Source organism: Paenibacillus sp. Y301 (assembly GCF_059445505.1).
Genome location: NZ_JCAIUL010000004.1, coordinates 120,555 through 142,525, shown reverse-complemented (window position 1 = coordinate 142,525; position 21,971 = coordinate 120,555). Strand labels below are relative to the sequence as shown.

Below are 21,971 nucleotides of genomic sequence, written 5' to 3'. Positions count from 1 at the left end.
TTTATACAAAGGGGCTCTCCCAGAAGGTCAACATTTGACCTGTGGGATAAGCCCCTTTCTTATATAGGTATTCCATCATTCTAGAACATAATTTATATCATCATATCAAGTGGTGGCCGCTCAGCAGGTTTACCAAACAGGTATCCTTGGGCCAGATTAATACCTACGTCCTTACAGAATTGGAAGTCTTCATATCGTTCTATTCCCTCTGCTAATACTTGACCTTTGAACTGTAATGCAGCTTCGGTTATTCTATTGATTTCCCGCTGTTTTACTGGATCTTGATCACAGTGATCAACTAAACTACGGTCGATCTTCACATAATCAGGCTTTAATTCCGACATGAGTTCAATTGTAGAATACCCTGATCCTACATCATCTAATGCAACGGACATGCCCTTTTCTCGATACAGATCAAATATATGTAATAACTGTGGTAAATGTTCTATATTCTCCGTCTCTACAACTTCAAAAACAAAGTCCCCAGGAATTAAATTCAAACGATCAATCGCCTGAAATGTATGACTAAGACAATGTTTAGGGTTGTATATAGATGACGGCAGAAAGTTAATAAATCTCTTAAGTCCATTAGGGACCCACTGTGCACTCGTCTCAATAGCGGTAATTCGTGCTACGCGATCAAGAAAGGAATGTAACCCCGTTTGTCTTGCTACCTCAAATAACTGATAAGGCTGGAATGATTGATACCCTGGTGCCGATCGTAACAAGAACTCAAAACCTATAATCTGTTCATTTGTATCTACAATAGGTTGCATATGGCTTGCAAATTTATCATGACTAATCATATCTACAACGCTTTGATTCTCTAATCTTGCTTCCAACTGAACTAATGGAATCCAGCTATGCTTGTCTTCCGTATGTATTCCCAGTCCTGTGATGAAGATTTTTATATGCGTACGCTCTTCTTGAGGAAGCGTCTTCAAGACATGCAACAGGTCGAATATCTCTTCTTTCTGGTTGTAAGGAACAACTGTACAATCAGCGATCACTTCGGCACCTATTCCTTGTTGTAGTAGCATATGTGTCAGTGAGTTATTAAGGGGCTTGATACGTACAATTCCTTGGTCTTCTATTGGTCGTATGACAGAACATCCGCTGCAACTCATGAATTTCCTCCTTACATATATTGGCGAAAAATGTTGAGTTAATTATACCACGCTAATCTGTTATTAGATGATACATTTGTTATCACGAACTCTTGCTATCGACAAAAAATGGCCTGAGACCTTGTCTCAGACCACACGACTCTCCCCTCTATGCAAACCATTGTCTTTGTTTGTCATCCTTATCCGTGTAATAAATATGTTTAGGGAAGATATCAAGAATGACATAATTAGGATCTTCAGGACCATCAAACCACTTTTTCAAATCATCATTCCATACTTTCTCTTTTAGACTTTCGTCCGTGCAGATGGTACAAGTTCCCTCTATTTCAATAACCTCTTTACTTCCACCTATCTCATATCCAATAAGCAATGAAACGTAAGGGTTTTCCTTCAACTCTTCAACTTTATGTGTTTTTTTGTTGGTAGCTAAATGAATACTCAATCCTTCATTATATAACACCATATATCTCTGCTTTGGCTTATTGCCTTCTATTGTTGCGAGAGAACAAATCTTATTATGGTCTAGTGCTTTCGATATTTCCTGCTCAGTTAAGGTTCTTTCCATAGAAAATCATTCCCTTTCCTCATGTTGTATGAAAAAGACTCACATATGCTTATTGTACCCACCTTTTAAACATAAGAACCGCAACCATGTACACAATTCACAATATCCATTTATTCTCTAGGTTACTGGACACTTATACCGTATTGGATTATAATTCTTGTAGAAATACCCTAACTTCATATGTACAGGGGTGCTGGAATTGGCCGGCTGAGAGTGTGTCCCACAAGACACTGACCCTTATACCTGATCTGGGTAATGCCAGCGTAGGAACGTAACCCGATATGTGATCTATCATATCTATCTTGCGCCCACATGCGTCCCGATTACGGGGCGCTTTTTTGTTGAATACTAACGGGACTTGGAACATACCAAGCTCAACAGAGGAGAGAAATCAGATGAGAAAGAAACACCCCCTGACACTACTTCTAATGTGCCTACTATTGATCGTAATAGCTGGCTGCGGAGGTAACAAGAATGATCCAACAACACAAGCAAGTAATCAGTCTACAGAATCACCTAATGACGGATCATCAACAGAACCTAAGAAATTAAGAGATGTAAAGATTGTGCTGGACTGGACTCCTAACACCAATCATACCGGGCTCTACGTTGCGAAGGATCAAGGCTACTATGAAGAAGAGGGTCTGAACGTAGATATTGTCCAACCAGGATCGGGTGGTGCCGATACGATGGTTGCATCAGGCGCAGTTCCTTTTGGAATTAGCTACCAAGAGAGCGTAACGCAAGCAAGAACGCAGGATGTACCTCTCGTGTCTATTGCGGCAGTGATCCAACACAATACCTCAGGCTTCGCTGCACCTGTAGATCGGAACATTACATCACCGAAGGATTTCGAAGGTAAATCATACGGCGGATGGGGTTCTCCTGTAGAAGAAGCCATCATGAGTTCAATCATGGAGAAAGAAAATTCGGATGTTAAGAAAGTGAAGAGTATCAATATGGGTGATGCTGATTACTTTACGGCAGTTAAGCGTGACATCGATTTCGCATGGATATTCTATGCATGGACCGGTATAGAAGCTGAACTACGTAAAGAGCCGCTCGATATGTTATATGTGAAGGATTATGCTCCAGAGTTAGACTATTACACACCTGTTATTGTGACCAATGAGCAGCAGATCAAAGACGACCCTGAGCTAGTAAAAGCTTTCCTTAAAGCTACAGCCAAAGGATACCAACTTGCCATTGATAACCCTGAAGAAGCTGCTGGGATCCTTAGTAAATCAGTTCCTGAGCTGGATAAAGGTTTAGTTCTAGCAAGCCAAAAGTGGCTTAGTCCCCGCTATACCGACGACGCACCTCGTTGGGGTGAACAAAAGGAAGAAGTATGGCAAGGTTATGCCGATTGGATGTTCAGCCATAAGCTTCTTGATAAACAAATGGATATGAAGCAAGCATATACTAATGATTTTTTAGCTGAGTGATATATATCAACCGTTAATCCCATATTAAATATTGAAAGGGTGAATTATGAATTATGGCAAACACACTATTAAGTATTCAAGTTATTCCGAAGACCCCTGGAAATGAGGATTCTATTCCTTATGTAGATCGTGCTATTGAGGTTATCCAACAATCCGGTGTGAAACACGAGGTTCATTCCCTTGAGACCACCATGGAAGGTGAGCTTAGTCAGTTACTAGACATCGTAAAGAACATGCATAAGGCTCTTGTTGAAGCAGGGAGTCCAAGTGTTATTTCTCAGATCAAAATCGCCCACAATCCAAACGGGATCAGCATGGATAAGTTAACGGAGAAATATCGTCCATGAGATTGGGGTGGAACAAAATCTGGCCGCCCCTTGTGGCGGTCATCTGTTTGTTAGGGTTATGGCAACTATGTACTTCACTTTTTGAGATTGAGAAGTGGATTCTACCCTCTCCGATAGATATTACTCGTGAAGCTTCAGCTCAATCATCTGGATTATGGGAACATACTTTGGCTACAGTAGAATTAACAGGTGTCGGATTCATCATTGGAACCTCCGTAGGCCTTATGATCGCCGTTGTGTTACACCTTATTCCTTTTCTTAAATCGGCCTTGTACCCCCTACTGATTCTCAGTCAAAATATACCTACCATAGCTCTTGCACCACTCCTTATGATCTGGTTCGGTTTCGGTCTTTTGCCTAAAATCATCGTCATTACCCTTGTTTGTTTCTTTCCGGTAGCTGTTGCTATGATGGGAGGACTCAGACAGACGGACCGTATGATGCTTAACTATATGCACATGATTGGAGCAAGTAAGAGACAAATTTTTATTAAATTAGAGCTTCCTCATGCCCTACCCTCACTCTTCTCAGGAATTAAGATTGCAGCTACCTATAGCGTGATGGGTGCCGTCATTGCTGAATGGATCGGTTCGGATAAAGGTATTGGTTATTATATGATGCTTCAAAAAGCTAGTTATCGTACGGACCGTATGTTTATTGCGATTTCCATCATTGTTATTCTTAGTCTTATCATGTTTGCCATCATTGCTCTGATTGAGAAATGGCTTGTTCGGTGGAATCGACAGCAACAAAGATAATCCTATGACATCATAAAGGGCGTGTTACTATTGTTGAAATCCCTTATACAGCAAGAAGAACGTAACTCTCAACATGAAGTTACCTCGACATATCCTGTATTAAAGGTTACCGATATTCATAAGAGTTTTAAAAGGGGACGCCAAAGTCTACCTGTACTGGATGGGGTCTCACTCACGGTGGAGCAAGGAGAGTTTGTCTCGATCGTGGGACCTTCTGGGTGTGGAAAAAGCACACTATTCCAAATTGTTGGTGGATTAGTCCAACCCGATGCAGGGGAAGTATGGATGAATGGACAACAAGTAACGGGTGAGAGAGGTCATATAAGCTTCATGCCTCAACAACCGGCACTGTTTCCATGGCGGACTATTGAGGATAATGTGATTCTCGCGCAGGAAGTGAAGGGAATGTCCAAAAGAGAAGCTCGAGCAGAGGCTCGAGAGTGGATCACTAGAGTTGGTCTATCTGGATTTGAGCAAGCTTACCCACATATGTTATCCGGTGGGATGCAACAGCGAGCTGCTTTCCTGCGCGCCCTACTCAGTCCTGAGGAATTGATGTGCCTAGACGAGCCTTTCAGTGCACTAGATACACTCACAAGAAGTGATATGCAACGCTGGTTACTCGATATTTGGGAAGAAAACCGACGCTCTATCTTACTAATCACACATAATATTGAAGAAGCATTACTGCTCTCCAATCGGATCTATGTGTTCTCAAGCCGGCCTGGTTCAGTATTAGAGGTCATTGATGTGCCTTTTCCTCGACCACGTAAAGAGGAGATAACGGAGGATCCTACCTTCTTAAGATTAAGACGTGAACTATCGGAATGGATGAAAGAAGAACAGCGCAAAACCCAAGTTCAAGCTAAATAAGGACGCTAATGATATACCATTTAGCCGTGGCTTTTACGATAACCTCTATATTGACTCGCTCCGAACATGACAATAAGAGCAATACAAAACAAGATATATGATATTGTCAGTCCCTTGATGTTCATATCCGGCATAATGATGGACGAACTTATAATACCAAACAACCAAATGTGTGATAGTGTACCTATAATCGATGCCCATGCATATGTTGAATTCTTTATTGGAGATAAAGCAGACATAAAGGAGATTAGATTATTAGGCATAATGGGTAAGGTTCGTAGAAATATAATCGACCATGCGCCGTATTTGTCCATGCCATGTTGCCATTTCTCATAACGTTCTAATTTTTTACCCCATCTTCGATTGAACCATTCGTAAAAGAAATATCTACAAATGGTAAACACTACAATGGAAGCTACGGTTGCTACAAACCAGCTAGCTATTAATCCAACCGTTAATCCTAAAGTGGAAATGTGCAGTACTATTAATGTTGCAAATGGAAAGAATCCTAGAATACCTTGAATAATCGCCAAGAAAGTCGTAAGAAATAGAATTGAAATACCTTCCAATCCAGTAAAATTCAAAAGCCATTCAATGGCTTGGTCTATCATATTTGTCATATATCCCAACCGACTCCATTTCAATACTTCCTAAAAAAGTGTACAAGGTTCTACCGAATCCAGAATAGGAGTAAACGTCACCTATGAACAATTCCATAAACATACCACTAATTGATGCCCATATCCATCTTGATACTTATAACTCACCGTTGCACATTGAACATTTGCCCAGCGAAGGCATAACGGGAGTCATTGCTGTATCCATGAACCTTGCATCGAGTAAAACGAACCTAGCGTTGTCACAATTGTATCCCAAACTCGTTCACCCTGCCTTCGGTTATCATCCTGAACAACCCTTGCCGACAGAAGAGGAGACCCAGCAATTATTCTCCTGGATGGAGCTCCATATTCAAGACATGGTTGCTGTTGGTGAGGTAGGACTACCCTATTACTCTCAACTTGAGGCAGAAGAGAATGATTTTTCATTTGACCAAACACCTTATATTAACCTACTGGAGAAGTTTATTTCTTTTGCAGCTATCCATAATAAGCCTATCGTACTCCATGCTGTGTATCAAGACGCCAACATCGTATGTAACTTACTTGAACAATATCACGTAACACGTGCACATTTTCATTGGTTTAAGGGTTCTCCAGATACCATTGAAAGAATGGCCCGTAATGGATATTATATCTCTTTCACACCTGATCTTCTATATGAAGCCGAGATTCAAGAGCTAGCCCGTATTTATCCTACACATCAGATCATGGTGGAGACGGATGGTCCATGGCCTTTTGAAGGACCCTTTACTGGACAGATGACCCATCCCCGCATGATCTCAGATGTGATAGAAGAATGGAGTAGAATACACCATATGAGTGTAGAGGAAGCTCGTGAATTGATCTACGACAATACTCAAAGATTCTATGGAATTAAATGAACCTTTATGAATTACTTTTTCATAAATCCTTTGCGATCTAGAAACTCCTTCATGTGAAGACGAGTAGGTTGGGATAAGCGAGTAGCCATGATCTCTGACCATGGGTTATCTTTCTTTCCCTCTGTTCGTTCCAGCATATATTGTTTCGTCGTAACGTCGTACTTTCCAGCTTGTTCTACGCTCTGTTCCTTATTGTAACTATTCTTGTGGAGTACTGCTTCCATTGGTAATCGAGGTCTTAGACCGTTCTCCTGATCGGGGTATCCAACACACATACCGAATACGGGATAGACTAATTCCGGTAACTCAAGGAGTTCGGAGACCTCTGCAATACGATTGCGAATGCCACCAATATATACAATGCCAAGACCTAACGATTCCGCAGCTATCGCTGTATTCTGAGCTGCTAGAGCTACATCTGTTGTCGCAACGATGAAGTTCTCCATCGTATCCTCATAGGAAGGCTGATCCCCCAAATGGGGTGTAGTTACTTGCTGCAGACGGTATAAATCCGCACACCAGACTAGGAAAACGGAGCATTGTTCTACGTAAGCCTGATTTCCGGCGAGTACAGCTAACTTTCCTCTGAGTTCTGGTTCCGTTATAGCTATAACACTGTAAGCTTGCACATTACTAGAGGTTGAAGCCATTTGTCCCGCAGCTATAATTGAAGCAAGCTGATCATCGCTAACTTGTGTATCTTTAAAAGAGCGGACAGATCGATGATTCATTAATAGTGAAATGGTTTCGTTTGTTGTATTGTTCATAGCACTACCACTCCTAATCTTTTTGGATATCTCGTTAGATTTTTTGATTAGTATTCGAAGAAACTCATAGCTTCACCCGTTGTAGACGTAAGGCGTTTAGCACAACGGAAACAGAACTGAAAGCCATCGCTGCCCCGGCAACCCAAGGAGCTAAGAAACCTGAAGCAGCTATTGGAATACCTATAGCGTTGTATGCTAGCGCCCAGAATAGATTCTGTTTGATGTTACTCATCGTTCTTCGACTCATCATAACAGCGTCCGCAACAGCGTTCAGATCGCCTCTCATCAAAGTAACGTCGGCTGCTTCCATAGCAACATCTGTTCCAGTTCCAACCGCCATACCGATATCTGCAGTGGCTAAAGCAGGTGCATCATTAATGCCATCACCTACCATAGCAATGACTTTTCCAGATTGCTGTAACTTCTTCACTTCTTCCGCTTTACCTTCAGGAAGAACTTCAGCTAACACTGTAGTGATCCCCGCCTGCTTAGCAATCGCTTTAGCTGTGCGTTCGTTATCTCCTGTAATCATAACGACGTCAATGCCCATATTTATCAAACGATTAACGGCTTCTTTAGATGTTTCCTTAATGGTATCTGCAACAGCCACAATTCCTGCATATTTTCCATCAACAGCAACAAGCATAGCCGTTTTACCGGATTCCTCAAGTTGATTCATGTCCTCATGGGCTGTACCAATATCAAGTCCATTCTCAGACATCAGCTTTCGTGTACCCACCAGCATTTTTCTACCATCTACCCAAGCTGTTACACCATAACCTGGTATATTCTCGAACTGTTTCGCAACAGGAAGGGGTAATCCCTTACTTCGATCAATCGCCTCACTCACAATAGCATCTGCTAGTGGATGCTCGGAGTGCTTCTCAACAGCAGCTGTCATTCGCAACAATGAACTTTCCGTCATTGGCGCAATCGGAAGAACATCGGTCAATACTGGCTTACCGTTCGTCACTGTACCTGTCTTATCTAAGACTACAACACCTATTCGCTGTGCCGATTCTAAATGTTCTCCGCCTTTGAACAGAATTCCGAATTCAGCGGCACGACCTGACCCTGCCATAATAGACGTAGGTGTCGCAAGACCAAGTGCACAAGGACACGCAATAACGAGTACAGCAATAGCTTTTTCCAATGCACTAGCAAATTGCCCCTGTTCTATTCCAAAATACCATACTAAGAATGTGATGAGAGCAATCCCTACTACGACAGGAACAAAGATCCCTGAGATCACATCTGCAATTCGTTGAATGGGTGCTTTGGATCCTTGTGCAGCTTCTACCACTTGTATAATCTGTGCTAATGTTGTATCTTTACCAATCTTCGTCGCTTCGATACGAAGAACACCATTCTTGTTCAGAGTTGCCCCAATAACCTTATCGCCCTCATGTTTCTCAATGGGAATACTCTCCCCTGTCAACATGGACTCATCTACAGAAGATATTCCTTCAAGAACTCGGCCGTCCACAGGGATCTTCTCCCCTGGTTTGACAATAATGATCTCCCCAACGATGACCTCTTCCATCGGGATACTAACTTCTTCTCCATTACGCACGACAAGTGCAGTTTTGGCTTGTAGTCCCATTAAACTTTTGATAGCTTCTGACGAACGCCCTTTTGCCAGAGCCTCAAACCATTTACCCACAAGGATTAATGTGATCAATACGCTACTTGTCTCGTAGTACATCTCAACCGTATGTTCCATATTACCCATACCCAGAGACTGAATCGTGAGATATACACTGTAAAAATACGCTGCTGATGTTCCTAACGCGACCAGCACATCCATATTGGCGCTACCATTACGCAATGCTTTATAGGCTCCAACGTAGAATTGTCCCCCAATAATAAACTGTACTGGCGTCGCTAAGATCAGTTGAAACCATGGGTTCATAAACAAAACTGGAACAGGAATCCACGAGGTAAAGGAGAAGTGTCCTACCATCGCCCATAGAAGGGGCAGAGAAAGAATAGCGGAGATCACCCACATCCATTTTTTTCGATCAATTTCTCGTTTTCGAAGATCAGCTGTATCTTGTGCTTCCTGCTTCGGTATAGCTTTATAGCCAAGTTGCTCTACTTTTCGAATAATCTCCTTTACATTCGTGTGCATTGGAGAATATTCCACATGAGCTGTCTCCAGAGCAAGATTTACATTTGCATGAGAAATTCCCTCTAACCTATTTAACCCTTTTTCAATGCGTGTAGAACAAGCGGCACATGTCATTCCTGTAATCTCAAAGTCCATGGATTGTTTCACTGTCCCGTAACCAAGAGATGTAATCTTTTGTTCAATTGTATCCACATTCATCTGCATTGGGTCATAGGTAACAGATGCCTGCTCCAAGGCAAGATTAACATTGGCCTTGGTTACACCTTCCAACCGTGATAGTCCCTTTTCAATCCGTGTAGCACATGCAGAGCACGTCATACCGGTAATCTGTAACGTTGTTTGCTGTTCTCCAGAGGTATTAGATGACAACATGGTCACCTCCCTTTCGTTTATTCATCATTTTCTATACCCAGGTAGGGTATCGATTACTTCAAAAAAATGCGAGGCGTGGAAATGACCTATCCCCTGCCCCGCTCCTCATTTAACGTTCTGACAGAAGCTCTTGTGAACCATAGCTTTTCATTCCGTTATTTAAAAATATGAAATCCTTTTATACGATGTCGTAACCTTGATCAACAATAGCTTGTTTAATTGCTTCTAGACTAACCTTGTTCTCATCGAAATCAACGGTAACCTTCTTTGTTGGCAGATCTACCTTGCCTGTTGCTCCTACACTCTTAACTGCACCTTCGACAGCGTTCAAACAATGATTACAAGACATACCTTCTACGTTTAATGTTACATGTTGCATGTTATATTCCTCCTATTGGTTAAGCTTATTTTGACTTTATCTCATTAATTTGTTCACGGTAACTAATAATTCATCAATAACTTCATGATCTCCTGCTTCAATGCGTTCCACTACACAACTTCTCATATGTCCTTCTAACAACAATTTCCCTACACCATTCATAGCTGACTGAATTGCTGCGATCTGATTTAACACGTCGTCGCAATATATATCTTTCTCGATCATCCCTTTAACGCCTCGGATCTGACCTTCAATACGATTCAATCGCGCGACCAACTTACTCTTTGTCTGTTCAGAGTGATGACTTTTTCGTGTATTTGAATCCGTATGACATACATCAGGTCCTGCCTCAGAAGTTTTCAGTCCTTCTATAAGGCGGTCTGACTTGTGATCTTCCATAGGCTTTCCTCCTACTTCTTTCGAAAATCTCTGTATTTCTTCTACCCCTTAACAATACCATACCCCCCTTGGGTATTCAATAGGTATAATAAGATTGCCCGATCACTTTTTTCTTCCATGATGATTATTTTCATAAATATCATTTATGATAGCAGGAATTACCAATTAATTGCCGAATTTATATATTATGGTCATATTTCATTTGCAAGATTATGACACCTTAATTAGGAAGAAGGTTAACCATGTTTACCCCTCGCTTATGGATTAAAGGTATGACATGGAGTCAGATCTTTACCTGTTTACTATTCCTCGCTAGCATTTATCTATTCATTACAACCTACAGACCAACACCTTTCCAGCACTCCATATCTACTTGGGTCTTATTACTATCTATGGTGGGTACAACCTTTGTTCTTGATTTCTTCACTTTTCAATTACCACCCACAGGAAGCAAACAGTCCATGGATTCAGCAGTATATTTGGCATGTGTATTTATGTATGACATTTCATTTGCTTTATCCGTGTTACTTGTTAATACATTATTCTTTGCAATCTGCGAACGAGAATTAACGCTTAAGAAACATCTAATTAATTTCTCGATATACGCTATTACGCTCATCTGTTCTTCGTCCGTATATTACTGGGCAGGCGGGACCACTGGAGCTTTTGAGAACCGACATTTATTTGCTTATGCACTCTCACTAACGATCTACTTCACGGTAAACACTTTGAGTATTGGTATGTACTATTATCTGCAACGCGGAATCCATCTTCGGATCACCCTCAAGAGTCTGTTTAAAGAATCGTTAAAAGTATATGCTTGCACGATGATTCTATCTGTCGTCCTTACCGTACTGGTTGTCCATAACGGCATTATAGGACTATTATTATTTACTGGTCTAAGTATACTCCTCTCACGTTCATATATTCAAATGTTCAATCTCTATCTTCAAACAGAGGAACGAACCCATCAAGATCAACGCACAGGGCTTTATAACCATAGCTTTTTTGAGGACAGTCTCGAGAAGGAACTAGCCCATTCCATCAAGAATGATACAATCCTTTCCATCGCCATGATCGACATCGATGATTTCAAAATATATAACAATCATTACGGGCATCTTATTGGCGATAAGTTACTCGCTTTTGTTGGACAATATCTGAAAAAAGAATGTAACGCCGTCTCCGCTATAGCTTCTCGTTATGGAGGTGAGGAATTCACCATTCTTTTGCCAGGTTATGATTCACATCGAGCCTTCCTCTTTATCAACAGTCTTCGTAAAAAGTTAAACGATATTTATATCGAAGGTGTTGAGTTACTCCCTCATCATTGTCTCTCTTTCTCTGCGGGTATCGCCTCTGTCCACATGGATATACATCATAAATCTGATCTCGTTGATCGAGCTGTACAAGCTCTAGTCTATGCAAAGAATCAAGGTAAGAACAGCGTCCACATCCATGGTAATATACCGAAAATGAAACCTGAAATCGATATTTCTCAAGATGTACGAGATATCGAACAGCAGCTGAGTCTTTTTATGTACAAAGATATTACAACGTATACTCATTCTAAGCGTGTGTTCCAATATGCCATCGATATGAGTGACATTCTACAGCTTGATTCCACCCTTTATAGAAAATTTGTATTAGGTGCCCTCATTCATGATATTGGCAAAATAGAAATTCCTCGCGAATTGCTTCACAGAGCGGAGAAACTCACTTCAAATGAATGGAACCAAATTAAAAGCCATGTCACTTGGGGGAAAGAAATCATATTAAGCCAAGAGAAATTCAAAGATTTAGCCCCATTTGCAGACCTTCACCATGAGCATTACGATGGTAAAGGTTACCCCCACGGGTTTAAAAATGAGGAGATTCCTTGGTTATGCCGTATGTTAACCATTATAGATTCCTTTGATGCGATGACATCCGAAAGACCATACCAAAGAACGAAGACCATACCAGAAGCTATCTCAGAACTTCGTATGTGTGCTGGTTCTCAATTCGATCCTGTTCTGACGGAGCTATTCATCGGTTACATTGAAAGTAAGAACGATTTCACTCTCATAAATAATAAATAACCCGTTGTACGGATAGCTCCGAGCAACGGGTTATTATTATTGTAATGTGTAATCAGTTGTTATCTCAAGCTTTTTCTGAATTCATCTCATGAGAAGTTTGGTGAAGCTCTTTAATCATATGTTGCATTAACATATTTTGCTGATTACTAATACCGAACTGGTTATCCCGAATGAGCAATTGGTGAATATTCTTCTTCAATATTTCGCTTCGACGTTCCAACATAGCATGGTTCATTAACTAAATCACTCCAGACTTGTTTTTGAACTTGCAGTTAAAAGTTCTCCCTTTATTATAAAGAACATTGAAGGATAGTGAAAACTTACTGAAAATGATTCATTACTTGAAAACCAGGGTCAGCAAGGAAGAGAGTCCCTGACCAAACTGAGTCATAGATATCCTCCCTCATGCTCCATCTTCCTTACATAACTACGCCATCTGCACTTTGCAATTGGACATCCTTCATATGTCCCCTCCATTTTCGCCATCTTAAGGAAACAAGAACTCCACGCAGATATTCATCTACAATCATGGCAATATACACACCAAACAGTCCCATATCCAGCACAATTCCTAATAGGTACGCTAATCCTACCGACACGATCCACATCGAAATAATACTAGTCGTCATAACATACTTCGTCTGTCCAATCGCATTCAGAGCATTACCCATTGTCATATTAATCATTTTACCGGGTTGAAGAACGATATTTACGAGCAATAGGAAGACTCCCATAGCTATAATTGATTCATCGCTTGTAAACCAATTCAATATATATTTACCAAATATAACGAGAATAATTGTGTTTACTTCTACAAGGATAACCCCCCACTTCAGAGCCTTCCATGCACCTGAGTATGCATCCATGCGTTTCCCAGATCCATATAAATGTGCTGTACGAATCTGCACTGCCATCGCAACCGACATCCCAAGTAGAAAGGCAAAGGATTCCACGGTCGTCATATAGGAACGCGTTGCTAATTCTACGGCACCCATAGTCCCAATAAGTGATGCGATCACTAACTGCGTAATCGAATAGGATCCACCACTTAGCGAAAGCGGAATACCAATCTTTGCGATTTCCTTAACGATTTTCTTATTCCATCTCACAAACTCTCCAAAGGTCAGTCTTGAACTAAAGCTATTAAGCAGAATTACGAATAGCACTGCTGTAGCAATCGATCTGCTTAGAACGGTTGAGATACTTACTCCTACCATTCCCATTTCCGGGAAACCAAGCTTCCCAAAAATAAATATGTAATTAAACAAAATATGAATGAAGTTCATGCCTATAGCAATCATCATCGTAGCTTTTGTATTCCCCGTATTCCTGATAATCGTACTACACGCCTGAAGAAGCGCCATCATTATTGCACCACTACCCACAATCTGAAGATACTGTTGAGCCAAAGGACGGATCTCCATCGGCACATGCATTAAAGTGAGTATGGCGTCCGTATAGAAGTGAAGTCCGATGCTGACTCCAACCCCAATAACTACATTAAAGGAGAACGCTAGAGATGCCGCTTTACGTGCTTCTAGTTCATTACCTGCTCCAAGTTTCTGAGCTACTAATATCCCCGCCCCACCGCTAATCATCGTAAATAATACAAACAAAGCCGCAAAAAATTGATTACATATCCCCACAGCCGCCACTGCCTCATCTGATATCTTACTAACCATGATTGTATCGACAGTCCCAATCATAAATTGCAGAGACATTTCCAGCATAATTGGCCATGCTAAGTTGTACAGAGAATAGGTGTCCTTCGATCTTAAAGATGTCAAATATCTCTACTCCTAAATGTCAATTGAACGAATTTCTCTAACCACAGCTTAGACGTTCGCCGCCTATAATAACATTCATTACAGGGACCTACAACAACTTATTTCACCTGTATAGCCCATTAGAGTCATTACAATTCCATGAACAGCACGATAGAATAGATCTATACATCAAGCGAGTAGGTGAAAACAGTGCACTTTTATAAAAGAGTATGGGGACTTGGTTTGGCATTAACATTGGTATGTATGTTATTTCCTTCATTTAGTTATGCACATGCATATCTTCAGCAGTCTATGCCCTCTGCGAACGATATCCTTACACAATCTCCAACAAAGATTACCCTTCAGTTCAATGAGACCATTCAGCCTGCTTTCCATTCAATTCAGGTCATGAATGCTTCAGGAGAACGAGTGGATCTAGATGACAGCTATATACCTGATCAACAACCGAAGACACTTGAAGGTAGCGTCAGACCTAATCTACCCGATGGGCTCTACACTATTTCATGGTACATCATTTCAGGAGATGGCCATCCGATTGATGGAAGTTTTTCTTTTCAAATTGGACAGTCCAGCAGCTCCATTAACGCACCGCCTGCTAGTTCTTCAGATAGATTACCTGGACTAGATCTGATTGTTACCCGATGGTTACTGTACTTAAGCATGTCTTTGTTTATCGGTATTCTCTGTTTCTACCTCTTTATGTATCGCCCAGATTCGAGCAAAAAGGGGATATCCCCCTTGTCACCACGTAGTCGTACGTTATGTTGGATATCTTACGGTGGTATAGCTACAAGCATTATCCTAAGCCTACCATTACAGGCTACCATTGATGCACGTTTACCTTGGACTAAGTTAGGGTCAACACCATGGTTCTTTCCATTGATGAATACAAACTTCGGTACGATATGGTTAATTCAGTTCATTATAGTGATTGTACTAGGTGGCTTCTTGTATATAGCTAATCGTACTTCAAAGAAACAGAGCTATGCTGGAAATATCTATTACTATATCTCATTAATCCTAGGTCTTGGCATTCTCTTAACGAAGTCATTCATTGGTCATGCAGCTGCTTCTGAATCCGAAGTATTATCTATAACGATGAACTTTCTTCACCTAACTGCTATATGTATCTGGATCGGTTCATTACTTGTAATAGCTGCTATTCTTCCAGGTGAAGCCTCACTCCCTTCTGAACCAGAGGATCGAAAGAGGACTATCTTTGGTGTCATTCGTACGTTCTCCATCTGGGGAACCGGCCTTGTGGCCATTCTTATACTTAGTGGGACGTATGCCAGTCTGAAGTATGTACCCACAATGTATTCCTTATTTAATACGTTATATGGGCAAATACTACTGACTAAATGTGGTCTTGTACTCATCATGCTAGGTTTCGCTGCCAACAACACCTTACGCGGAAGACGCAACAAACTACTGGGTAAGAGTGTATGGATTGAATTAAGTATCGGTGTGGTTACCCTTGTCCTTGCTGCAATCCTTACCAATATACCAACAGCCATGTCATCGCCAGGTCCCGTTGACCTTAGTCAAACTTTAGAGAACGGGAACACCATTTCACTACAAATTAGCCCAAATGTAATCGGTAATAATCAATTTGAAATCCATGTACAAGATCCTAGTGGCTATGACATCACTAATATTGACCAAATTAAACTTACTCTAATTAACTTAGATATGGACATGAACCCATACGAAATCCTTATTCCACATCAAGCAGATTCCAACTTTATAGCCGAAGATCTCATCAGCATGGCTGGACAGTGGAATGTTCAAGTCCATATCTTAACTTCTACACTTGATAGTTGGGATACGGAATTTAAGATCAGGGTGGGAACCAAGTAACCATCGCTTAGCAAAAGAAAATACAAATCACCATTGAAAAGAGGTATTACTTTGTTTAAAAAGTCCAAATTAACCATCCTATTCATGTCAGCCGCTACAAGCTTATTACTCTTCTCCGGCATCGCAAGTGCTCATGTATCCGTCAATCCATCCACATCTACTCCGGGAGCTTGGGAGACATATACGATTAAAGTACCGGTTGAAAAAGACATTCCCACCACGAAAGTTTCTTTAAAAATCCCGGATGTTGTAGACTTCAAGCAATATCAACCTGTACCTGATTGGCAGGTCAGTACAGAGAAAGATAGTTCAGGTAAAGTCAGCTCTATTACGTGGACGGCTGTAGGGGAAGGAATCTCTGCTGGAGAATTCCAAATATTTAACTTCGTAGTCCAGAATCCCAAAGAAGATGCATCTTTAGCTTGGGACGCTTACCAATACTATAATGATGGAAGCATTGTAGAATGGACGGGAGCCGAGGACTCCGCAACCCCTCATTCTATTACCCAGATTACCACTGCACCCGCACCATTACCCTCTGAAGGTGGAGCTGTGAATAATGAAGCACATGGGGATCATGACACTTCAACAGGTACACCATCTGTAGAGAATCAGCCAACTAATACATCGGGTCATTCCGAATCAAGCGAAACTTCCCCAACCTTAAATATTGTCACTATGATCATATCTATTGTAGCTTTAATCCTTTCTATAATTGCACTCATCATAGCCCTAAATAATCGAAGAAAACTCTAGTTCATCCTTATTACGCAAAAGAAAGAGACCGTAATCTTAAAGATTACGGTCTCTTTCTTTACATATCAGAAGGGTCACATTCACTAATGAAGTCTCCCTAGACGTATTACTTAGTCAATTTGAACGCCCTTCTTGATTGCCTTCAAGTCACCATTGGAATTGTTAAGTATAGGAAGCATCTTGGTAGCACGAACCATAGGGGCATTGCATAACCGACAAGTCGGTTCATGTTCAAACGCGAAGTTATCACGCATCCATCCCTTACAGCCCTCATCCGTACAGGACCAAATCGAAGTATTTTCCTCTGGAATTTCCTCTAACGATTTTTTGCGATAGTTCATACTCAACCTCCTTAAAAGACTTTAAAAACCAACAAGTATAGACGGATACCCAACCTAGAAAAGCGGCATCCGCAAGATAGATCATACCTTTACGTTCTAAACTTATAGTATAGAAAAAACTGCCCTTAACAGACGTTAAGGGCAGTCTTGTGTTAATTAAAGTTTTACTACGTTTTCTGCTTGTGGTCCACGGTTTCCTTCAACTACGTTGAACTGTACGCGTTGGCCTTCGTCCAAAGTTTTGAATCCGTCGCCAGTGATAGCGGAGAAGTGAACGAAAACGTCGCTTCCACCTTCAACTTCGATGAAACCGAAACCTTTGTCTGCGTTAAACCATTTTACTGTACCTGTTTGCATTTGTAATTCCTCCAAAAAATATAATTTAATGCTGATCTTTTTTTACACTTACATATAAAAAAGTTTCACACATTGAAAAGTGTTCCAATGACCTATGGTTGAATCAACTTTTCAATAAGTGAAAGTCATCAATATTTTCTAACTGAGATAAGTGTACCACACGGATATACTAAACGCAAGGCTGTGCTAAAAGCATTTGCTAAATTCAAGGTATTTTTTTTCGATATTGCATAAAAATGGCATGCGACTAACGAGGCATTCACTCTCACTCTATATATTATACCCACTTTATTCTGATTTATAACAATGTGGCATGGTATTATTTCCTTCCTCATATAATATGAAAATACACGCTTATCCTACTTTTATTTCAATTCTAATTGGCGAGGGGGCTTAACACTGATTGAATTCAAAAAGGTAAATAAGTACTTCGGGCCTTTTCACGTACTTAAGAACATTGACCTCCAGATCAAAGAAGGCGAAGTTGTGGTCATCATCGGTCCATCCGGTTCAGGAAAAAGCACCCTACTTCGATGTATTAATCGACTTGAGACGATATCAGATGGTGAATTGGTCGTCAATGAGGTTCCTCTACACGACAAGAAAATTGATATTAATTATTTCCGTCGTGATATCGGTATCGTGTTTCAACATTTCAATCTTTATCCCCATAAGAGAGTAATCGATAATATTATTCTCGCTCCTATGAAAGTTCAACGGCTTACTAAAGAAGATGCTAAGAAAACAGCCATGTCCTATCTAACTCGAGTTGGTATCGAAGATAAGGCAGACAGCTTTCCCTCCCAACTCTCTGGCGGACAACAACAACGTGTGGCTATTGCTCGCGGACTCGCGATGAATCCTAAGATCATGTTATTTGATGAACCTACCTCCGCTCTCGACCCTGAAATGATTGGTGAAGTACTCGATGTCATGCGTTCTCTAGCTCATAAGGGCATGACCATGGTTATTGTTACACATGAAATGGGATTCGCACGCGAAGTTGCAGATGTCGTTGTATTCATGGATGAAGGTCAGATTCTAGAGATTGCAACATCATCAGAGTTCTTCTCTAACCCACGTGAAGAACGCGCGCGTACTTTTCTAAGTCGTCTGATCAATCATTAATATTCTATAGAAATGAAAGGGGAACATGAAAACAATGAACAAACTAAAGAGGTCTCATTTACTTCTTATTCTCATGGTGGTGGCGGTTACCGTCGTATTGGCAGGTTGTAGTGACAAGAAAGATACTACATTAGAAGCCATTAAGGATCGTGGAAAGGTCATAGTAGGTGTTAAATATGATACGAAACTATTCGGTCTTAAGGACCCTGCAACAGGGAATGTTGAAGGCTTCGATATCGATATAGCCAAAGCTTTGGCCAAAAAGGTATTAGGTGATGAGACGAAAGTTGAGCTGAAAGAGGTCACGTCCAAGACTCGTATTCCCTTACTCCAGAATGGAGAGATTGACCTGATCATTGCCACAATGACCGTCACAGAGGAACGTAAAGAACAGGTTGATTTCAGTGATGTCTATTTTAAAGCGGGCCAGTCTCTTCTAGTTAAAAAAGGAAGTGCCATTCAAGGCTTAGATGGCCTGACAAAGGGAATCAAAGTGCTTGCGGTGAAGGGTTCCACCTCTGCCACTAACATTCGCGAGAAGGCACCTGATGCAGAAGTGCTTGAATTTGAAAATTACCAGGATGCCTTTACGGCTCTTAAAGCAGGTAAGGGTGATGCTCTTACAACAGACAATGCCATTCTGCTTGGGATGCAGAAACAAGACCCTGATTACGTACTTGTCGGTGGTACTTTTACAGATGAGCCGTACGGGATAGCTATACGTAAAGGAGATACCGCGTTTGTATCTACCGTGAACGAGTTACTGAAAGAAATGAAAGATAGCGGCAATTACGATAAGCTCTATGAGCAATGGATGGGTGTTAAACCTGAATAGCTGAACAGACTGGAGGAGTGGGCTATCCGCGCCTCTCCTCTTTTTCATATACAGGAGGAAAAGGAGGATCTAAAGAGCAGCCATGGGGAATTTCGATGTCATGCTGGTATTCGACCATTGGGATCGTTATATCGAAGGATTCATCAATACCATTCAGATTAGCATCTTTGCTCTCATTGGAAGCTTCATTCTAGGAGCGATCATTGCTATATTCCGAATTGCTCCTGTTAAACCTCTGAATTGGTTGGGTACGGCTTATGTTGAAGTCATACGAAATATCCCACTTTTGATCGTTGTATTCTTTTTCTATCTAGGATTACCTTCCCTCGGAATTGAATTAGATGGATTCGTATCCGGCACATTGGGATTGACAGTATATACGGCATCATTCATAGCAGAGGCTATACGCGCAGGAATCCAAGCTGTCCCCACAGGTCAGACAGAAGCAGCGAGAGCCACCGGTCTATCTTATATTCAAACGATGATCCATATCACACTGCCTCAAGCAATTAAAGTTGTTCTCCCTGCCATCGGTAATCAGTTCATTAATTTGGTGAAAAATTCGTCTATTCTAGCAGTCGTAGCAGGGATGGATCTCATGTATTATGCGGATCTCATCAATTCGGATACATTCTTACCCTTAACGGTGTATACATTTGTTGCACTCTTTTACTTAGTGCTCACGGTCCCACTCAGCTTCGCTGTTCTTTATATGGAGAAACGTTTTAACATTGCTGACAACAAATGATGCCTATTCCATCGGAAAGGGAGCGAGTAATGTATGGATTTTATAGGCGCGTACTCCATTCCAAATCTATCATTTATTCTAAAGGGTTTCCTGATCACCTTGGAAGTTGCCTTTATTTCAATTATTTTAAGTTTCTTATTAGGGACTCTATTGGGAACTGTGAGATATACCCGTTTCCCAGTGGTAGCACGCCTTACTGCCATAGTCGTTGATATCATACGTAATCTACCTTTACTACTCATTATTTTCTTTATGAAGATTGTACTTCCTCAAATAGGGATTAACATGTCCCCTTTCTGGTCGACCGTTGTGGGGTTAACGTTATTTGAAGGAGCCATGATCTCGGAGATTGTTAGAAGTGGATTGAATTCAATAGATAAAGGACAGATTGAAGCTGCACGATCGTCAGGACTCAGTTATATGCAGACCTTCTGGCACATTGTACTCCCTCAAGGGTTACGCCGTATGTCACCACCTATGGTTAGCCAATTCATCTCCTTGCTCAAGGATACGTCACTTGCAATCATTATTTCCCTCCCTGAGATCATGCACAATGTTCAAATTCTTGGAGGACAAAACTTCAACTATGTCATTCCAGCCCTTATACTCGCAGCTACCCTGTACTTCATTGTCAATTACACCCTTTCTATTATCGCTCGACGTCTCGAGTCAAAGATCAATTAGGAATACTGTCCGTGTCCGTGAGACTTTCCTTTTCTCTAGCATGAGAAGGATATTCCCTCGGACTTTTCCTTATGGGATAGGACGATAGGATAAATTTATGATCTAAGCCGTATTTTCCACAGTGGAAGGTTGATATTTCTCCTCCTACACGCTAACATGGGGTCATTATCCCAAGCGAAAGTCTAGGTGTATATAACATGATCAAAAATGAAAAAATTAAAGCCTCCGAGGTTCAGCTAACTGGCGTTCACGGTGAAGACTTGGGTGTCGTCTCAACTACTGAAGCTCTATCTATGGCCAAGCAACTAAAAGTTGATCTGATCTGTACCTCTCTCTTAAGTAGCCCTCCACCCTGTAAACTAATGAAGGCTGGTGCTGCTAAACAAGAAGTTCAGCAATCCAGACCAAAGAGTGGCAAACAAGAACAGAACACCAAGGTGAAAGAAATTCGACTAACTCCTCAAATCGAAGACCATGATTACGATACGAAGAAGAATCAGGCTCATAAGCTTTTGAAATCGGGCAAAGCCGTCTTACTCGTGGTACGCATTCAAGGAAAAGAAGGCCCTAAAGCGAAGGAATTGCTAGAGCAATTACTGAAGGATCTTGTGGATGTTGGAAGTAAACAAACCGGGATACAGCTCAGCGGTAAACAAGCCATGGTTCAAGTGATTCCCTTATAAAAGATAGTTTATCTTCTATAGAAGATATCGAGATATCGTTCGTTACA

General features: G+C 41.1%; 24 protein-coding genes and 1 riboswitch. Of the genes, 13 read left to right on the top strand and 11 right to left on the bottom strand.

The annotated features are described in order from the left end of the window. Positions 1-92 precede the first annotated feature (92 nt). Both AC1D69_RS09145 and AC1D69_RS09140 read right to left on the bottom strand, forming a co-directional pair. The gene (locus tag AC1D69_RS09145; RefSeq protein WP_495455836.1) at positions 93-1,127 is read right to left on the bottom strand and encodes an EAL domain-containing protein; all 1,035 of its coding nucleotides are present in this window, start codon (positions 1,125-1,127) and stop codon (positions 93-95) included. A gap of 148 nt (positions 1,128-1,275) precedes the next feature. Further along, positions 1,276-1,692: a pyridoxamine 5'-phosphate oxidase family protein gene (locus AC1D69_RS09140; protein WP_495455835.1), complete on the bottom strand. Its 417-nt coding sequence runs from the start codon at positions 1,690-1,692 to the stop codon at positions 1,276-1,278. A gap of 176 nt (positions 1,693-1,868) precedes the next feature. Then, a riboswitch (TPP riboswitch) is annotated at positions 1,869-1,980 on the top strand. Positions 1,981-2,087: 107 nt separating this feature from the next. On the opposite strand from AC1D69_RS09140, the gene AC1D69_RS09135 reads away from it, so the two are divergent. The 4 genes from AC1D69_RS09135 to AC1D69_RS09120 are packed head-to-tail and all read left to right on the top strand — an operon-like array spanning position 2,088 to position 5,115. After that, complete coding sequence (locus AC1D69_RS09135; protein WP_495455834.1) at positions 2,088-3,137, top strand: ABC transporter substrate-binding protein; 1,050 nt, start codon at positions 2,088-2,090, stop codon at positions 3,135-3,137. Between the two features lie 53 nt (positions 3,138-3,190). Further along, positions 3,191-3,484, top strand: coding sequence for a thiamine-binding protein (locus tag AC1D69_RS09130; protein ID WP_495455833.1), 294 nt, complete (start codon positions 3,191-3,193; stop codon positions 3,482-3,484). Next, complete coding sequence (locus tag AC1D69_RS09125) at positions 3,481-4,242, top strand: ABC transporter permease (RefSeq protein WP_495455832.1); 762 nt, start codon at positions 3,481-3,483, stop codon at positions 4,240-4,242. Before AC1D69_RS09130 ends, AC1D69_RS09125 begins: the two co-directional genes overlap by 4 nt. Before the next feature lie 33 nt (positions 4,243-4,275). Further along, complete coding sequence (locus AC1D69_RS09120) at positions 4,276-5,115, top strand: ABC transporter ATP-binding protein (RefSeq protein ID WP_495456060.1); 840 nt, start codon at positions 4,276-4,278, stop codon at positions 5,113-5,115. 20 nt (positions 5,116-5,135) lie between these two features. Here AC1D69_RS09120 and AC1D69_RS09115 read toward each other — a convergent pair whose 3' ends face one another. Further along, complete coding sequence (locus tag AC1D69_RS09115) at positions 5,136-5,735, bottom strand: TVP38/TMEM64 family protein (protein WP_495455831.1); 600 nt, start codon at positions 5,733-5,735, stop codon at positions 5,136-5,138. An 83-nt stretch (positions 5,736-5,818) separates the two neighbouring features. Here AC1D69_RS09115 and AC1D69_RS09110 point away from each other — a divergent pair, with 83 nt between their 5' ends. Further along, a complete protein-coding gene (locus AC1D69_RS09110) occupies positions 5,819-6,616 on the top strand; it encodes a TatD family hydrolase (RefSeq protein WP_495455830.1) in 798 nt (265 codons plus the stop codon). Between the two features lie 11 nt (positions 6,617-6,627). Here AC1D69_RS09110 and nfsA read toward each other — a convergent pair whose 3' ends face one another. The 4 genes from nfsA to AC1D69_RS09090 form a co-directional block, all read right to left on the bottom strand. Beyond that, the gene (gene nfsA, locus AC1D69_RS09105; protein WP_495455829.1) at positions 6,628-7,383 is read right to left on the bottom strand and encodes an oxygen-insensitive NADPH nitroreductase; all 756 of its coding nucleotides are present in this window, start codon (positions 7,381-7,383) and stop codon (positions 6,628-6,630) included. Between the two features lie 64 nt (positions 7,384-7,447). After that, a complete protein-coding gene (locus tag AC1D69_RS09100) occupies positions 7,448-9,886 on the bottom strand; it encodes a heavy metal translocating P-type ATPase (protein ID WP_495455828.1) in 2,439 nt (812 codons plus the stop codon). Between the two features lie 178 nt (positions 9,887-10,064). Next, positions 10,065-10,265, bottom strand: a complete 201-nt coding sequence (locus AC1D69_RS09095) for a copper ion binding protein (RefSeq protein ID WP_495455827.1) — start codon at positions 10,263-10,265, stop codon at positions 10,065-10,067. 36 nt (positions 10,266-10,301) lie between these two features. Next, the gene (locus AC1D69_RS09090; protein WP_495455826.1) at positions 10,302-10,664 is read right to left on the bottom strand and encodes a metal-sensitive transcriptional regulator; all 363 of its coding nucleotides are present in this window, start codon (positions 10,662-10,664) and stop codon (positions 10,302-10,304) included. Between the two features lie 242 nt (positions 10,665-10,906). Here AC1D69_RS09090 and AC1D69_RS09085 point away from each other — a divergent pair, with 242 nt between their 5' ends. Then, a complete protein-coding gene (locus AC1D69_RS09085; protein ID WP_495455825.1) occupies positions 10,907-12,745 on the top strand; it encodes a bifunctional diguanylate cyclase/phosphohydrolase in 1,839 nt (612 codons plus the stop codon). A gap of 64 nt (positions 12,746-12,809) precedes the next feature. Here AC1D69_RS09085 and AC1D69_RS09080 read toward each other — a convergent pair whose 3' ends face one another. Together AC1D69_RS09080 and AC1D69_RS09075 are read right to left on the bottom strand one after the other, a co-directional pair. Further along, positions 12,810-12,980 carry a hypothetical protein gene (locus AC1D69_RS09080; RefSeq protein WP_495455824.1) on the bottom strand — a complete coding sequence of 57 codons (171 nt, stop codon included), beginning with the start codon at positions 12,978-12,980 and terminating at the stop codon, positions 12,810-12,812. Between the two features lie 184 nt (positions 12,981-13,164). Beyond that, positions 13,165-14,532, bottom strand: coding sequence for an MATE family efflux transporter (locus AC1D69_RS09075; RefSeq protein ID WP_495455823.1), 1,368 nt, complete (start codon positions 14,530-14,532; stop codon positions 13,165-13,167). A gap of 222 nt (positions 14,533-14,754) precedes the next feature. Here AC1D69_RS09075 and AC1D69_RS09070 point away from each other — a divergent pair, with 222 nt between their 5' ends. Both AC1D69_RS09070 and AC1D69_RS09065 read left to right on the top strand, forming a co-directional pair. Then, on the top strand, positions 14,755-16,392 hold the full coding sequence (locus tag AC1D69_RS09070; protein WP_495455822.1) for a copper resistance CopC/CopD family protein: 1,638 nt from the start codon (positions 14,755-14,757) through the stop codon (positions 16,390-16,392). A 51-nt stretch (positions 16,393-16,443) separates the two neighbouring features. After that, positions 16,444-17,148, top strand: coding sequence for a YcnI family copper-binding membrane protein (locus AC1D69_RS09065; RefSeq protein ID WP_495455821.1), 705 nt, complete (start codon positions 16,444-16,446; stop codon positions 17,146-17,148). Positions 17,149-17,258: 110 nt separating this feature from the next. Here AC1D69_RS09065 and AC1D69_RS09060 read toward each other — a convergent pair whose 3' ends face one another. Next, the gene (locus AC1D69_RS09060; protein ID WP_495455820.1) at positions 17,259-17,489 is read right to left on the bottom strand and encodes a cold-shock protein; all 231 of its coding nucleotides are present in this window, start codon (positions 17,487-17,489) and stop codon (positions 17,259-17,261) included. Positions 17,490-17,645: 156 nt separating this feature from the next. After that, the gene (locus AC1D69_RS09055) at positions 17,646-17,846 is read right to left on the bottom strand and encodes a cold-shock protein (protein ID WP_036651712.1); all 201 of its coding nucleotides are present in this window, start codon (positions 17,844-17,846) and stop codon (positions 17,646-17,648) included. 399 nt (positions 17,847-18,245) lie between these two features. Between AC1D69_RS09055 and AC1D69_RS09050 the strand changes: the two genes are divergently transcribed. The 5 genes from AC1D69_RS09050 (at position 18,246) to infC (ending at position 21,924) form a co-directional block, all read left to right on the top strand. Next, complete coding sequence (locus tag AC1D69_RS09050) at positions 18,246-18,974, top strand: amino acid ABC transporter ATP-binding protein (RefSeq protein ID WP_495456059.1); 729 nt, start codon at positions 18,246-18,248, stop codon at positions 18,972-18,974. 73 nt (positions 18,975-19,047) lie between these two features. Then, positions 19,048-19,809, top strand: coding sequence for an ABC transporter substrate-binding protein (locus tag AC1D69_RS09045; protein ID WP_495456058.1), 762 nt, complete (start codon positions 19,048-19,050; stop codon positions 19,807-19,809). An 82-nt stretch (positions 19,810-19,891) separates the two neighbouring features. Next, positions 19,892-20,557: an amino acid ABC transporter permease gene (locus AC1D69_RS09040; protein WP_495455819.1), complete on the top strand. Its 666-nt coding sequence runs from the start codon at positions 19,892-19,894 to the stop codon at positions 20,555-20,557. 33 nt (positions 20,558-20,590) lie between these two features. Beyond that, the gene (locus AC1D69_RS09035; RefSeq protein ID WP_495455818.1) at positions 20,591-21,241 is read left to right on the top strand and encodes an amino acid ABC transporter permease; all 651 of its coding nucleotides are present in this window, start codon (positions 20,591-20,593) and stop codon (positions 21,239-21,241) included. A 197-nt stretch (positions 21,242-21,438) separates the two neighbouring features. Continuing rightward, entirely contained in the window at positions 21,439-21,924 is a 486-nt protein-coding gene (infC, locus tag AC1D69_RS09030; protein ID WP_495455817.1) for a translation initiation factor IF-3, read from the top strand. The last annotated feature ends 47 nt before the right edge of the window (positions 21,925-21,971 follow it).

Excerpts from the sequence above, each read along its gene's own strand:
- AC1D69_RS09135 (WP_495455834.1), top strand. The coding sequence starts at position 2,088 with ATGAGAAAGAAACACCCCCTGACACTACTTCTAATGTGCCTACTATTG.
- AC1D69_RS09145 (WP_495455836.1), bottom strand. The coding sequence starts at position 1,127 with ATGAGTTGCAGCGGATGTTCTGTCATACGACCAATAGAAGACCAAGGA.
- AC1D69_RS09060 (WP_495455820.1), bottom strand. The coding sequence starts at position 17,489 with ATGAACTATCGCAAAAAATCGTTAGAGGAAATTCCAGAGGAAAATACT.
- nfsA (WP_495455829.1), bottom strand. The coding sequence starts at position 7,383 with ATGAACAATACAACAAACGAAACCATTTCACTATTAATGAATCATCGA.
- AC1D69_RS09055 (WP_036651712.1), bottom strand. The coding sequence starts at position 17,846 with ATGCAAACAGGTACAGTAAAATGGTTTAACGCAGACAAAGGTTTCGGT.
- infC (WP_495455817.1), top strand. The coding sequence starts at position 21,439 with ATGATCAAAAATGAAAAAATTAAAGCCTCCGAGGTTCAGCTAACTGGC.
- AC1D69_RS09080 (WP_495455824.1), bottom strand. The coding sequence starts at position 12,980 with ATGAACCATGCTATGTTGGAACGTCGAAGCGAAATATTGAAGAAGAAT.
- AC1D69_RS09045 (WP_495456058.1), top strand. The coding sequence starts at position 19,048 with ATGGTGGTGGCGGTTACCGTCGTATTGGCAGGTTGTAGTGACAAGAAA.
- AC1D69_RS09140 (WP_495455835.1), bottom strand. The coding sequence starts at position 1,692 with ATGGAAAGAACCTTAACTGAGCAGGAAATATCGAAAGCACTAGACCAT.
- AC1D69_RS09095 (WP_495455827.1), bottom strand. The coding sequence starts at position 10,265 with ATGCAACATGTAACATTAAACGTAGAAGGTATGTCTTGTAATCATTGT.
- AC1D69_RS09100 (WP_495455828.1), bottom strand. The coding sequence starts at position 9,886 with ATGTTGTCATCTAATACCTCTGGAGAACAGCAAACAACGTTACAGATT.
- AC1D69_RS09040 (WP_495455819.1), top strand. The coding sequence starts at position 19,892 with ATGGGGAATTTCGATGTCATGCTGGTATTCGACCATTGGGATCGTTAT.
- AC1D69_RS09035 (WP_495455818.1), top strand. The coding sequence starts at position 20,591 with ATGGATTTTATAGGCGCGTACTCCATTCCAAATCTATCATTTATTCTA.
- AC1D69_RS09125 (WP_495455832.1), top strand. The coding sequence starts at position 3,481 with ATGAGATTGGGGTGGAACAAAATCTGGCCGCCCCTTGTGGCGGTCATC.
- AC1D69_RS09115 (WP_495455831.1), bottom strand. The coding sequence starts at position 5,735 with ATGACAAATATGATAGACCAAGCCATTGAATGGCTTTTGAATTTTACT.
- AC1D69_RS09090 (WP_495455826.1), bottom strand. The coding sequence starts at position 10,664 with ATGGAAGATCACAAGTCAGACCGCCTTATAGAAGGACTGAAAACTTCT.
- AC1D69_RS09130 (WP_495455833.1), top strand. The coding sequence starts at position 3,191 with ATGGCAAACACACTATTAAGTATTCAAGTTATTCCGAAGACCCCTGGA.
- AC1D69_RS09110 (WP_495455830.1), top strand. The coding sequence starts at position 5,819 with ATGAACAATTCCATAAACATACCACTAATTGATGCCCATATCCATCTT.
- AC1D69_RS09085 (WP_495455825.1), top strand. The coding sequence starts at position 10,907 with ATGTTTACCCCTCGCTTATGGATTAAAGGTATGACATGGAGTCAGATC.